The organism is Pseudoprevotella muciniphila, from assembly GCF_003265305.2.
GTDB classification, from domain to species: domain Bacteria; phylum Bacteroidota; class Bacteroidia; order Bacteroidales; family Bacteroidaceae; genus Alloprevotella; species Alloprevotella muciniphila.
In genome coordinates this window covers 2,182,555-2,197,457 of record NZ_CP033459.1, presented here as the reverse complement: position 1 = coordinate 2,197,457, position 14,903 = coordinate 2,182,555, and the positions used below count along the sequence as shown (strand labels likewise).

Below are 14,903 nucleotides of genomic sequence, written 5' to 3'. Positions count from 1 at the left end.
GCGTTTTTTCTGATTCTAATTACTCTTCGGGCGTTGAGGGTGGTTGCTGTTCGTCTGTACTACCCTGTGGATTATCGTAAGGATTTGCGCGGTCTTCGTAATAGTTATTGGACTGACCGTAGCCGTTGCCGGGCTGTTGATACCCTGCGCCCGGTTGTTGGTAACCGTTGTAAGGCTGTTGATACCCGTTGTTGGGGTTTCCGTAGTTATTTCCTGGCTGGGTGTAGCCGTTGTAAGGTTGGTTATAGCCGTTACTAGGACCGTATGGCGGTGTGTTTTGCGCATCGGTTTTGTTCTTTCTGGTGAGGACTACTATCAGCGTGATGACGGCAATGAGGAGCAGTGCGAGGAGCACGATGCCGATGATTGCCAACGCTGAAGGACCTTCTGATTCGGCATTTTTGTCGTTTCCTGCCATAGTGCCGTTGCAGTCGCAGCCTTCGCAATAGCCTGTGCCGCATGTGCAGCCGTTTTGTGCCTCTGAACAGTTGCAGGTGCTCTCATCTGCACCATTCTTGCGCGGACAGCGACAGCGGCTTGCGGTTGGTCCCTCTTCAGGAGATTGGAGAACCACATCGCCTTCGATTTCTTCATCTTGCTGAGCGGTTTCGCTGTTTCTTCTTTCGGGGAGCGGCCGGGGCTCTGTTCGCTGCACCGGTGCTTGCCGTGGCTCATATTCGGGTTTTGCAGAGGTTTTTGGTGCGGGTGGTACTTTTGCCACAGTGGTGCGCTCTGTAGAAGGTTTTTCCGGCTCTTGCGCACGCGCTTCGGGCTTAGGTTCTTCCTTCTTCTCTGCTTTCTGCTCAGGCTCTGCAGGCTCGGTCTTTGTTTCCTTTTCTGCATCGGCCTTGGCTGAATTGTCCTCTTTTTCTTTGTCCGACAACCCTAACTGTTCTTTCGCTTCATCAAGTTTCTTCGCAGCCTCTTCCGTGATGATGTTTATCTTTCCGGCGGCACTGTCTATTGCTTCCTTACTGATTTTCCCGGCAGTTTCCTTTGCAGCTTCTTTTGTTTTCTCGTAGTCTTCATCACTGACCGCACCTCCAAAGCCTTTTGCCACGGAATCCACCAGCGGTTTGGCTTCTTCGAAGATGTCGTTGACAGCCGATTCCACATCTTTCGCGTCGGGAATCATTGAAGACAGGTCATCATCTTTTCCCGATGACTTTTTTTCATTATCCCCGCCACAAGAAGTTACTCCAAAAGTGAATGCAGCCATGACTACCCACAGCACCGACTGCATGATGAATGATGTACGTTTTTTCATTTTTTCTGATATTGCATATTGATTTGGTGCGCCAAAAGTAGATATGGCGCACCAATTTGCAGAAAAAATGTATTTAAAAATTCTTAAAATGCTCTGTTGTTAAGTTTTTTTAGGAAAAAGCACATCAGAGTCTGATGCCAAAAATCAGTCTTGTGCGCGACTTAAAGTTTTCAATCAACAACTGTTTTTCGTCTCCTGAATTGAAATAGTTGAACACGGCATTAACTCCAAAGAAGTATCTTTTTACGTTATAAATCACAGCAACGCGTCCCACCCACTGCATTTCGGGGAAGCGGTAAGGCATCTTTTCCTTTCTGTCCTGAATGTACAGGCGGTTATGGCGGAACACTCCGAAGAAAGGCATGGCACTGCCGTGTATGAGCCAGCGGCGGGTGGGCACCCAGTTGTAGCCATAGCCCACACCCACGGCAAACTGGTGTGTAGAAATCTTGCGAATTTCTTCTTCTGTATCGTCTGAAACGGTATGGTTCGTCAGGTTGCTCCTGTTGTAGGAAACTCCCAGCATAAGGCTACCGGCAGACTTGACCTGCTTGTAGGTCTGAGAAAATGCTGCGGGGAAGGAGAACTTCTTGCCGTTGAACACATAGTAGCCGTCAACTGTCAGCGATTTGTTCGACAGCATACCGCGCTCGATGTCGTACTTCTCTCCACCATATTTCATCTCGCCGCTATACGATTTGTTGTTCAGGTAAACGACGTCGAACCCGAAGGTGTTTCCATATTTATTGATATTGAATTCTGTACTCGTGCGTTTACCGAAAATCTTTGCCGGGTTCAGGGCTACGGCAAGACCAATGCCGAGATAGTTGGCACCAAAGGTGATGGTATTTCGGAAGTCGCCTTCTGTCTCAAACTTTCCTTTCAGCCCGTCTTGTGTCGTCATCCTTGCACTGATGGCAGCAACGGACATATTGTCAATGACGCGAAGCACAAGCCGCTCCTTTGGGCGCTGTATGTATGTTGTGTCAACGTTGGGTGCTCTATAGTGTTTTTCCAATTTGATGTGTTGCTGATGAATCTGTTCTTTGCGCTTGTTGTAAATGCTGTCTTGACGTGGTGTGAGGTGCGAACGAATCAGACTATCGGTACGTTGTGATAGTTGCGGCACATCCTGTGCAGACAACTCAAGCGCAAAAAGAAACATGGGAACGACCAATACTATTGATTTCTTGAAATTCTTCATCTTTTTTAGAAAAACTTTCACGAGTACGTCTTTTTTATGATATATATATTTATAATTAGATATTGGCAACACGCATAATGTCGGCAAACACACCAGCCGCCGTTACTTCCGCTCCTGCGCCATAACCCTGTATGAGCATGGGGTATTCGCGGTAGCGCTCTGTGGTGAGCAGCACGATGTTGTTTGAGCCTTCTATGTTATAGAACGGGTGGTTGGCACTGATTTCTGCCAGCCCCACACTGCCTTTGCCCTCCTGCCAGCGAGCCACAAAGCGCCAATGTTTGTGCTCCTGCTCAAGACGCAGGCGTTCTTTCTCAAACTTGGCATCAAGTTCGGGCAGGCGTTTCCAGAATGTGTCGAGGTCACCCTCGAAGAGTTCTGTTGGCAGGAACAGTTCTTTCCTGATGTCATCTGTCTCCACCCTATAACCGCTTTCGCGCGCCAGAATGGTAATCTTGCGGATAACATCGGTGCCGCTAAGGTCTATACGTGGGTCGGGCTCACTGTAGCCTTCTTCCTGCGCTTTCTTTACAGCCTGACTGAGCGTGATGTTTTCAGAAATGGTATTAAAAACATAGTTCAGTGTGCCGCTAAGCACGGCTTCGATACACAGAATGCTGTCGCCGCTATTGATAAGGTCGTTGATGGTATTGATGACAGGCAGTCCGGCTCCCACGTTCGTTTCGAAGAGAAACTTCACTCCCCTCTCCATGGCTGTCTGTTTCAACTGGTGGTAGTTGTCATAATTGCTTGATGCAGCCACTTTGTTGGCTGCCACTACCGACACGTTGTGTTCGAGCAGATGCTGATAGTTTTTCGCCACATCTGCACTTGCCGTGCAGTCCACGAACACGCTGTTATAGAGGTTCATCTCTATGATATGTTCCACCATGGGTTCTATGCCCGTACCATTCTCTGGACTGAGCAGTTCTTCGTAGTGTTCGAGACTTATTCCCTCGGCATCGTATGCTGCGCCGTGGCGGTTAGTGATTCCTACAACGTTGATTCTCAATGCGCGCTCCTGCAACAGTCGTTCCTGCTGTGATGTGATTTGCTGCAATAGGCTTCCTCCTACAGTGCCCACTCCACAGATGAAGACGTTAAGGTCTTGGTGGGCAGAGAGAAAAAAACTGTCGTGTATGACGTTCATCGCCTTTTTCAACTGCTTGCGTGCCACGACGAACGATATGTTCAGTTCGAGCGCACCGCAGGCAGAGGCACACACATTGATACCGTTGCGACCAAGTGTGCTAAACAGTTTTCCCATGATGCCGGGTATGTGTCGCATGTATTCGCCCACAACAGCCACTGTGGCGAGGTCCTCCTTCAATGTGGTGTGGTTCATCGCACCATCTGCTATCTCACTGGCAAATTCGGCATCGAGTGCCTCGCAGGCGCGTGGACCATCCTCCGGACTGACACAGAGGGAAATGCTGGTTTCGGAACTCGTCTGAGCCACCATGAACACGCTGACTCCGGCATTGGTCATCGTGGTGAATATGCGCTGGTTAACACCTACGACACCCACCATCGACATACCGGAAACGGTTACCATGCTCGTTTCGTTCACACTCGACATACCACGGATGGGATTTTGCGAAGGTGCAGCGTCTTCACGTATGACACTACCTTTCCCTTCGGGCTGGAAGGTGTTTTTGACGTAGATAGGGATGTTCTTCACACAGACGGGGAAGATGGTTGGCGGGTACACCACCTTTGCACCAAAGTTGCACAGTTCTGTCGCCTCCTTGTAACTCAGTTCGTCTATGGTGTAGGCAGAAGGTATGACATGCGGGTCGGCTGTCATGAAACCGTCCACGTCTGTCCATATTTCCAACGCCTCTGCATCGAGTGCTGCAGCAAGGATGGAAGCGGTATAGTCCGACCCTCCGCGTCCGAGGTTTGTCGTTACTCCGCTGCTGATGTCGCTGGCTATGAATCCACCCATGACGGCTACTTCCGGCATCTCTTTGAAAGCCTCGCGAATGAGTTGGTTTGTCGCTTCGAAGTTGACAAGGTTTTCGTTGTTTCGCTCTGTCTTGATGAGTTTTCTGGCATCATAGAGTCTGGCGCCAGAAATGAGTGCCTCACAAATCATCGATGAGAACCGCTCGCCATACGACACCACTGCATCTGCGCTCTTCTGCGTAAAATCCTGAATGAGGAAAATGCCCTGAAGTATGCTCTCCAGATCCTGGAACTTACGCGCTATTCTCTCCTTAAGAGGTGCTTGCTTTTCGGCAGGGATGACGTCGGCAATGAATTGATAGTGCCGTTGTTTCATCTCCTCCACTTCCTGGCGATATGCCTCGTTTCCTGCCGCTGCAAGGTTTGAAGTCTTGATGAGTTGGTCGGTTATGCCACGCAGGGCAGAAACCACAACAATCACGGGGCGCGGTGTGGATTCTATGATTTTCTTTACATTTAGTATGCTATCGGCAGTACCTACTGAACTGCCACCAAATTTGAGTACTTTCATCTGTTGAATAAAAGTATGTTAACCTTGTGTATCTTTATTTATTCAAGTTTCGCAAGTTCTATTTGCTTGAAGTTAGCGAAGTTATTGAAGTTATCGCTTCGCTCGAAGTTAACGATGCTACCAATGCTGATTTCTTTCTTTTATCTTCTTTTGATATTTATCGGTCTAACGTATCGTCATTAACTTCGTTAACTCCGATAGATTCGAGCGTAGCGATAACTTCAGAAAGTTGAGTTTAATTATAGTTTGATGACTTTTCCCTTAGGTAGCGACTCGTTCTGAACACGGTCAAGCGCAGTAACTACATAGTAGTAGGGTGTCATGCCGTTGCTGTAGGGCAGTTTCAGGGTCTTCTCCGTTGTAATTGCAACAATCTTCGACGGGTCATCGAGGTTCATGTCCTTTCTGCTGTCGAAGCGATAAACCACGTATTTTACGGCTTCCTGCATGATGTCGCGCGCTGTTGGTGCGTCCCAGCAGAGGTACAGTCCATCGTCCTTACTCAAGGTTTTCAGCCGGCGCACCTTGCCCGGGTTCTTGTCGTCCATGAACTTCATCTCTGGCTGAAGGGCGGGATAGCGCTGGTAATTGCGCGCAAGCCCCGTTGCGTAGTTTTTATAGTTGTCGGCTATGTTCTTGGAATACCACAGGCAGTTTCCTGATATGTTCGACGTCTCGCGCTGCAGGGTGTATTTGGCGCGCATCTGGTTGCGTGTGGGGTTGTCCACATCCGGGAAGTTCATCGTGCGTTCGATGTCCTGACCAATGATGAGCGGACGTTGCGCACAATAGCGTGCCCACCATTCCACGAGGGTTTTGTAGTCGGCTGTCTTGTGCCCTATCTGCCAGTAGAGTTGCGGTACGACGTAGTCCACCCATCCTTCATCTACCCATTTCAGCACATCGGCATAGAGGTCGTCGTAGTTCTGCAAGCCACCGGTCTGGCTGCCTGGCACGTTGGAGCCCGCCTTATCATTATGGTAGATGCCGAAGGGCGACACACCGAACTTCACCCATGGCTTGACGGCACGCAGGGTGTCGTGCAGTTCCTTGATGAAGAGGTTCACGTTGTTGCGGCGCCAGTCGGCAATGTTGTTGATGCCACGCTTGAAACTCTCATAGGTATAGTGGTCGAGGATTTCTTCTCCTGCCACGGGATAGGGGTAGAAATAGTCGTCGATGTGAAGACCGTCAACATTATAGCGGCGCACGATATCGCCTGCCACCTTGCAGATGTACGTACGGTTCTCAGGCAATCCGGGGTCGAAGAGTATCAGTCCGTCGTAGCGGAAGAAGTTGTTCCTGTTCTTGAGGTAAGGATGTATCACAGAAATTTCCTTCGTGCCTTTTGTCTTGGCACGGAAGGGGTTAATCCATGCGTGCAGTTCCATGCCGCGCTTGTGGCATTCCTTCACCATCCATGCCAATGGGTCCCAATAGGGGCTGGGCGGCGTGCCCTGTTTGCCCGTCAGGAAACGACTCCACGGCTCGTATGGGCTATTGTAGAGCGCATCTGCTTCAGGACGCACCTGGAATATCACTACGTTACAATTACATGCCTGCAAGGCATCGAGATGTCGTGTCAACTCTGCTTGCATGGCTGATGTGGACATACCCTGAAACTGTCCGTTGACACACTGTATCCAAGCACCGCGGAAGTCGCGCTTGGGCTGGGGGATGGTGTTCTGTGCGCTGCAGAGCATGCTGCACATCACCAAAAGGGAAAATAAAATCTTCTTCATATAAAAATTGATATGTTATCGGAAACTTAATAACGACTGAAAACCAAGATATTATCACTTTCGAGTCGTCATCACTGTACCCGCACTTTTATTCAAGGTGCTAAATTACATTTTTTTTCGGATATGCAAACTACTAATGTGCCTAAAATTCACGTGGTGCACTGATTTACAGCAATGATTTATGGAATTATTGATTTGTTTCAGAAATAATGGAGGGTGTGTCAAAATTTGTTAAGTCGCCTAAAAGGCAAGAAATCTTGCAAATCATCACAAATCATGCAAAAATAATCATCTGAAAATCAATTTGTTAGATTTGAGTAGATTTGTAGGATTTCTGCGCGACAGCGCACTCAATTTATTTTGACACACCCTCTTAAAGTTCGCAGGTGCATAGCAAGCCATGAACCAAGAACTTAGGTAAAAAGACACCCAAAAGAACCAACAATCAACAAGACTAAACATAAGACCAAATCCTAATTTATAGAACACCCCTAAGATAACGTGAGTGCGGCATAAGAAAATGTCGCACTCACGCTAATTCATAAGAAAAGTTCTTGGATCAAGCGGCTACTTCTTCACCACTTTCTTGCCATTCACGATGTAAACACCGGCGGGCAGTGTGCGCAGGCGGCTGCTGTCGTCGCTCAGTTTCACGCCACTCAGGGTGTAGATGCCCGTGCGAGCGGTCTCTGCGGCTGGCTCGTCCGCCGTCATCACTTCGCTGATGCCCGTAACGTCAGGCTCTGTGCGGAAGGTCTGCACCTCGCCGTAGTAGGTGTCGCCCTCGCTGGTGGTCATGAACGAAACGTAGCTGTACTCCGCGTCGTAGTCGAGGTCGGAGAGGCTGGCGGTCATGATCTGCGAACTGCCGGTTACGGTCAGCGTCTTGGCGTTGGCAGGAATCGTAACTGCCATGAGTTTGGGAGCCGACTTGCCAGTATTCTTCCAGTACATGAAGCCCTTCACCGTTACGTTGTCCGAGCCGCGCAGGGCATAGCCTTTCACGAGGACTGTGTTACCCTGGATGTCCACCTTGGCGTAGGTGTGCACCGTGGGTTCGAAGTAGGACGTGTTCGTCGGGTCGAGCCCCACCCAGTCGCCGTAGTAGTACGTGCCGTCGTTGGCAAGGTAGTACGGGCGGTACTTCCAGAGTTTCTCCGTGTTCAGGTTGCGGATATAGCCCTCTATCATGTTGGTGCCTGCCGTGCCGTCGGTATAGACGTATGCCGTGCCGGTGTTTGAGGCGAAGTCGCCCGTCCAGTCGGTGCGCCGCCACTCGAAGCCCACGTTCTCCTCCTCCTCGCTGATGTTCGATGCTGCCGCCACAATCACGTTGCCGGCGCTCACCACCTTCGGCTGACGGGTGGTCAGGGTGAGGGCTGCCGTGGTGAATTTACCCGTCTTAGTATAGGTATGCCCGTTGGCTGTAACTGTATAGGTGGCGGTGTACTCCTTGTTGGGGTTCAGACCTGTAAAAGTAGCTGCCTTGCCGTCCGACACGTCGTAGGTCGTACCATTGATTTGCAGCTTCTGTGCCGTTACCGTTGCATCGCCCTGCGTGTAACTGCCTTTTACGGACAATGATGAGGCTGTGGTTGCCGTAGTCGAAACGGATGCATTGAGCGAAGATGTAAAATATTCTTTATATTCTTCAAGTGAATACCAATCTTCAGCGTTCTTTTCTGCGGCGTATAAATATGCCCAGCCGTAATAATCGGGATAAAGAGACAGATTCAGTACATTTGCCTCTGCTACTTTAGTGTCCGAAGTAATCTTGTACTTATAACTGTCATCACGATTGTTGATGGTAAGTTTCACCGTACTTTGCGTACTGCTGTAACTCAAAGTAGGTTTAGGCAGCGACTTCTGTGTATCCTTGTCATAAACAGTATAACTCGCTCTCCACAGTACCAAGACAGACACCTTGCCCTTTTCTGCGTAGATTTTCGTAGCAGAGGGGAACACATCACGTCCTATGCTCGTGACGGAGTTGGGAATGGTTATGGAGGTCAGGCCGGAGCAATTATAGAAAGCATAATCTCCTATGCTCGTGACGGAATTGGGGATGGTTACCGAGGTCAGGCCAGAGCAACCGCTGAAAGCCTCTCTTCCTATGCTCGTGACGGAGTTGGGAATGGTTATGGAGGTCAGGCCGGAGCAATTATAGAAAGCATAATCTCCTATGCTCGTGACGGAATTGGGGATGGTTACCGAGGTCAGGCCAGAGCAACCGCTGAAAGCCCCTCTTCCTATGCTCGTGACGGAGTTGGGAATGGTTATGGAGGTCAGGCCGGAGCAATTATAGAAAGCATAATCTCCTATGCTCGTGACGGAATTGGGGATGGTTACCGAGGTCAGGCCAGAGCAACCGCTGAAAGCCTCTCTTCCTATGCTCGTGACGGAGTTGGGGATAGTTAGCGAGGTCATGCTGGAGCAATTACAGAAAGCATAACTTCCTATGCTCGTGACGGAACTGGGAATAACCAATTCTGTAACCTCACTGTCGTTTAAATAAAGGTGCTCTGCATAATATAAGGGATTGGCAGAGTCGTTACCAAAAGATATCTTGCACCATGAGGCTATGTCTGTGATATTTACCTTCGTCAGGCCGGAGCATTTATAGAAAGCAGAACTTCCGATGGTCGAGACGGAACTTGGGATGGTTACGGAGGACAGGCCGGAGCAATTATAGAAAGCATAATTTTCTATGCTCGTGACGGGATAAGTCGTTCCGTTATAGGTAACGGAATCCGGGATGACCACTTTGCCTGAATACTCATTTGAGTAAGAAGAATAGGATGTTCCTCTATAAGACACGCCTAATTTCGTTTTGTTGTTGGTATAAACGTAGTAGATGCCATCGACCTCGATGTCGTGGGCGAGGGCGTTTGTGCCGCAGAGGATGAGCGGCAGGAGCAGAAACAGTAGTTTTCGTTTCATAACTTTATTTTTTGCGGCTCAGCCTCCGGAAGCCATTGTAAACATGGGGATACAAGAAAAGCGTGAAGACTTGTTTTGTTCATCAATCATAGGGTATCGCCAAACACCTCGTACAGAAATGAACCATATACAACTCCCTCACGCTGTGAAATATACAGCAGTTCACACAGCATGCAAGCATGTATGAAACTATATATCACAGATGAGCGTTAATTGCTTTAATCCTTCTATACTTTGAAATTGGCGATTTCTATGATTAGGATAAATCAAAAACGCATTCTTGGTCGCAGATTTCTCCCTGCGACAGGGCAAAGTTAATAAAAAGAACCACGAACCGGCACAAATTAACACAAAATTTTTGCTGCGCGTGGCTTTTTTTTGATTTTAAAAATCAATGGGGTATTCTCTATTTATAAGAAGAAACATTTGTTTGATTTGAAAAGATTTGTCGGATTTCTCGACTTCAGGCGACTACATGGAGTTCGCCTCGCTGTGCTCGTCAAAGAAATCCTGCGAATCGGTACAAATCTAGCAAACGGAACCTTTTATAAACAGAACCACAAATGGACACAAATTAACACGATTTTTTTGCTTTGAATCTTTCAAAGATTGTGTGCCCCTTCTTTACACAGGATTAAGATAAAAGGCATAAAACGATTTTTCTGAAAAGAGCGTCCAAATAAGCGCATAATTTTGGTACTATTGGGAGTAAAAATGTATATTTGCAACCAAAATCTGTGGCACGCCACAAAAAAACGACTTAGATGTATTACTTTCAACGGCAGAAATATCTTGATAAATTAGTAGAAAGTCAAGGAAACGGATTAGTGAAGATAGTAACTGGTGGACGAAGATGTGGAAAATCTTTCCTGCTCTTCGATATATTCCATCGTTACCTGACAGAGCATGATGTCGATGAAAACCACATTGTCGAACTATCACTTGATGACCGGACAAACCGCCGGCTACGCAACCCCGACGTTTTATTGGATTACATTGAAAACCGGACACCTGCTGATGGGCACACATACTATGTCGTACTTGACGAAGTACAACTTGTAGATGACTTCGTTGAGGTACTTTTGAGCCTCATGCACAAACGTCATTTAGATGTTTATGTGTCGGGTTCTAATTCAAAATTTCTATCCAAAGATGTCGTAACGGAATTCAGAGGACGAGGAGATGAAATACGAGTGTGGCCATTGAGTTTCAAGGAGTATTACGAGGTTGTAGGTGGCGACAGGACAACGGCGTGGAATGACTACTATACATTTGGTGGACTTCCTCAAGTGGTACAATTTGAATCCGCGACCAAGAAGATAGAGTACCTCATTAACCTGTACGAGTTGACTTATTTACACGATGTGATAGAGCGTAACCATTTACGAAACCCTGAAGGCTTAAGACAACTTACGCAGATTCTTGCCTCTGCTGTTGGAACATCCACCAATCCTAAACGAATCTGCAACACATTCCAATCAGTTGAAGGAAAAACGATTATCAGCAAAACCATTAAGGACTATATCGGCCACTTACAAGACGCATTTTTGATAGAAGAGGCTATGCGATACGATGTAAAGGGACGGAAATATATCGGGACAGAAACCAAATACTACTTTACTGACATAGGTCTTCGTGCGGCAGCACTAAACTACAGACAGCAGGAAGAAACGCACATTATGGAAAACATCATCTACAACGAGCTCCGTAGTCGTGGTTATCGGGTCGATGTCGGACTTGTGGAAACGTGGGAGCGCGATGATCAGGGAAAGGCTGTTCGTAAACGCTTGGAAGTGGATTTCGTGGTAAATCAAGGTCCGGATCGTGTTTATCTCCAATCTGCCTTTCGTATGCCGACATCGGAAAAGGAAAACCAAGAACAAAGGCCACTACTTGGAATCAATGATAGCTTCCGCAAAATGATTGTCGTTGGCGACAACATAATGCGTAAGATAAATGATAAGGGTATTGTAACGATGGGGCTGCTCGACTTTCTGCTTGACACAAAAAGTATTTCATCGCTATTTGAGAAATAACCGAAAGATGCTCACCGACAGGCGACTGCTAAGGAGTCAAGCGCATGGAGTTCGCCTCGCTGCGTTCGTCGAAGAAATCCTGCAAATCGGTACAAATCTTATAAATTCTGCATCAAGATTAAGCAGTAAGAAAATTTGTGAACATTCGTGTTAATTCGTGGTTCTGTCTTACTGTTCTTTTTCCAAAAAACGGCGATTTTTAGATTTGTTAAAGTTTTAATGCGAGCAAATCCGCAAGTATTTAGTAATTTTGCCTTTTGAATTAGAAACTCGACGCCTTTTGAGGAAGTTTTTTTATACCGTTTTCTGCCTTTTCATCGCTGTAAACATAGCGGTGAGTTCTTACGTGCCCTGGAACGACAGCCGGACAGAAAAGGCTTCAGACGTTTCTTCGCAAGGCAGGATTTCGTCTGAAAACCTTTACCGACAGAGCAGAGAGGCATTACAGGCGGGAAGGAGCAATGTGTTCCAAAACCACCCTGCTCCGCCTCGCGACATCTGGCCCAACGACTCTGTGAACGACTCCATCGTACACGTTCAGGACAGCATCACGGAAGCGATGGACTCCATCTTTGGCGACAACTTCCTCAAACGCATTTCGCAGCGCGACACCGTTCTGCCGGGCAATGCCGGTGCAGATACGGTGAAGGTCGATACGCTAAAGAAGCGCTCTGCCGGTATCGACGTACCGGTGGAATACCGCGCCTCCGACTCCCTCGTTTATGACGCCACGACCCGTCAGGCATACCTTTACGGCAAGGCACAGGTGAAATACACCAACATGACGCTCGATGCCCATAAAATGACGATGATCATGGACAGTAGCAAGGTGTATGCACAGGGCAAGGTGGACACTGCCGGCGTGATGACGGAGAAGCCCACCTATCGGCAGGGCAACGATGAATATGTGAGCGAAGAGATGGCAATGAACTTCAAGACGAAGAAGGGCTTCATCGAACACGTCTCCACAACGCAGGGCAACGGCTACGTGCAGGGCATGAAGGCCAAGCGCGATTCCAACGGCATATTCTACATGGAGAAAGGCAAGTACACCACTTGTGATGCCGAGCACCCGCACTTCTACCTCGCCCTCTCACGCATGAAGGTCAGACCGGCTAAGGACGTGGTTTTCGGACCTGCCTACCTTGTCGTAGAGGACGTACCGCTACCACTCGCCATCCCCTACGGTTTCTTCCCGTTTAACAAGAAATACTCCTCCGGTATCGTCATGCCGAGTTATGGCGACGAGACGACACGCGGCTTCTACCTGCGCGATGGCGGTTATTATTTTGCCATCAACGACTATGTAGATCTCAAGTTGCTTGGTGAAATATATACCAAGGGCTCGTGGGGACTAAGCGCCGAGACAAACTATCGCAAGCGCTACAGATACAACGGCAATTTCTTTGTCAGTTTCCTGCGCTCCGTGGAAGGCGAGAAGAATATGCCCGACTATAATGTGACCAAGAGCCTGAAGGTACTGTGGACACACTCGAAGGATGCCAAGGCTTCGCCTAATACCACATTCAGTGCAAGGGTCAATTTTGCATCAGAATCTTACGAGCGCAACAACCTCTCATCGATGTACAACCCCATCTCGTACACCCAGTCCACACGCTCCAGTTCTGTTTCGTTCAGCCACAACTTCACGAAGATTGGTCTCTCGCTTTCGCTCTCGAGCAACCTCACGCAGAATATGCGCGACAGCACCATAGCATTGACGCTGCCGGAATTGAGTCTGTCGCTCACCCGCTTCTACCCCTTCCGTAGGTCGAAGCAAGTGGGCAAAGAGCGTTGGTACGAAAAGATTTCGATGTCGTACACAGGAAACATGAGCAACTCCATCACGACTAAGGAAGACAAACTCCTGCACTCCAACCTCATCAAGGACTGGCGTAACGGTATGCAGCACAGCATACCTATTGACGCTACTTTCCAAGTGCTGAAATACATCAATGTGTCGCCATCGTTCAACTTCCGCGACATTATGTACACCAACAAAATCAAACGCAGTTGGGACGAAGACAATCAGCGCGAGTTGCAAGACACGGTATATGGTTTCTACAACCTCTACAGTTGGAACATGGCGCTCAGCGCCAACACCACGCTCTATGGTTTCTACAAGCCATGGAAGAAACTCTTTGGCGACAAGATTATTGCCGTGCGGCACGTGCTGAAGCCGAGTGTGTCGCTGAGTTATTCTCCCGACTTCACTTCTTCGCGCTACGGCTACTTCGATACATACGTGAAGACTGATGCCGACGGTAATGTCTCCACTGTGTCGTATTCGCCATATTCCAACGGACTGTACGGCTATCCGTCGAACAAGACACAGGGTACGGTGTCGATGACGCTGTCGAACAACCTTGAAATGAAAATCAAGAGCGACCGCGACTCCACGGGCGAAAAGAAGATTTCGCTCATCGACGAACTCGCCGGTACACTGTCGTACAACCTTGCCGCCAAGACACGCCCCTGGAGCGACCTGAGCACCCGCATCCGCCTGAAGTTATCCAAGTCGTACACCTTCTCCATGGCAGCCGTATTCGCCACATACGCCTACGCCTTCAACGAATCGGGCGCTGTGGTAACGAGCGACCGCACGGAATGGAGTTATGGCAGGTTCGGACGATTCGGCGGTATGTCGCAGAACATTTCATATACGCTCAATAACGAAAAAGTCAGAAAACTCTGGAACACCCTTACCGGGCAGGGCTATCTGAACCGTAAGAACCAAGATGAGAACACCTCACAGGAAGAAGAGACGGACACAGAAGAATCAAACATCGACCCGAACCTTAAGTCCAGCCAAAAAGGTGCGAAGAAAGTAAAAGCCAAGGTGGACGACGATGGCTATCTGGCTTTCTCCATACCTTGGAGTCTTTCGCTGAGTTACGGTATTTCCATGTATGAGGACAGAAGCAAGGAAATCAATGTGCGCACGATGCGCTACCCCTATAGTTTCTCACAGACATTCAACTGCTCCGGATACGTACGTATCGCTGATGGTTGGAACATTACATTCTCAAGTGGTTACGACTTCACTAACCACAAAGTGTCGATGACTACGGCAAGCCTCTCTCGCGACCTGCACTGTTTCGAGATGAGCGCCAGTGTGGTGCTTCGTCCTTACACCAGTTTCAACTTCACTTTCCGCGCAAGGGCAAACGAACTCACCGATGCCCTGAAATGGGACAAACGCAGTTCGTATAGTTCCAATATCGAGTGGTATTGA

Annotated in this window: 7 protein-coding genes; 2 read left to right on the top strand and 5 right to left on the bottom strand. The window is 48.4% G+C overall.

Annotation, left to right across the window (positions count from 1 at the left end; all coding sequences use genetic code 11):
* Positions 1 to 19 precede the first annotated feature (19 nt).
* From C7Y71_RS08855 to C7Y71_RS08835, 5 genes are all read right to left on the bottom strand, one after another.
* Positions 20 to 1,267: a hypothetical protein gene (locus tag C7Y71_RS08855; protein WP_111898197.1), complete on the bottom strand. Its 1,248-nt coding sequence runs from the start codon at positions 1,265 to 1,267 to the stop codon at positions 20 to 22.
* A gap of 124 nt (positions 1,268 to 1,391) precedes the next feature.
* The gene (locus C7Y71_RS08850; RefSeq protein ID WP_111898198.1) at positions 1,392 to 2,471 is read right to left on the bottom strand and encodes a DUF4421 family protein; all 1,080 of its coding nucleotides are present in this window, start codon (positions 2,469 to 2,471) and stop codon (positions 1,392 to 1,394) included.
* Between the two features lie 55 nt (positions 2,472 to 2,526).
* Complete coding sequence (gene thrA / locus C7Y71_RS08845) at positions 2,527 to 4,950, bottom strand: bifunctional aspartate kinase/homoserine dehydrogenase I (protein WP_111898199.1); 2,424 nt, start codon at positions 4,948 to 4,950, stop codon at positions 2,527 to 2,529.
* A gap of 239 nt (positions 4,951 to 5,189) precedes the next feature.
* Positions 5,190 to 6,692 carry a glycoside hydrolase family 10 protein gene (locus C7Y71_RS08840; RefSeq protein WP_111898200.1) on the bottom strand — a complete coding sequence of 501 codons (1,503 nt, stop codon included), beginning with the start codon at positions 6,690 to 6,692 and terminating at the stop codon, positions 5,190 to 5,192.
* Between the two features lie 567 nt (positions 6,693 to 7,259).
* Complete coding sequence (locus C7Y71_RS08835) at positions 7,260 to 9,632, bottom strand: leucine-rich repeat domain-containing protein (protein ID WP_151908903.1); 2,373 nt, start codon at positions 9,630 to 9,632, stop codon at positions 7,260 to 7,262.
* Between the two features lie 764 nt (positions 9,633 to 10,396).
* Here C7Y71_RS08835 and C7Y71_RS08830 point away from each other — a divergent pair.
* Both C7Y71_RS08830 and C7Y71_RS08825 read left to right on the top strand, forming a co-directional pair.
* On the top strand, positions 10,397 to 11,668 hold the full coding sequence (locus C7Y71_RS08830) for an ATP-binding protein (protein WP_111898203.1): 1,272 nt from the start codon (positions 10,397 to 10,399) through the stop codon (positions 11,666 to 11,668).
* 280 nt (positions 11,669 to 11,948) lie between these two features.
* Positions 11,949 to 14,903, top strand: a complete 2,955-nt coding sequence (locus C7Y71_RS08825) for a putative LPS assembly protein LptD (RefSeq protein WP_226943435.1) — start codon at positions 11,949 to 11,951, stop codon at positions 14,901 to 14,903.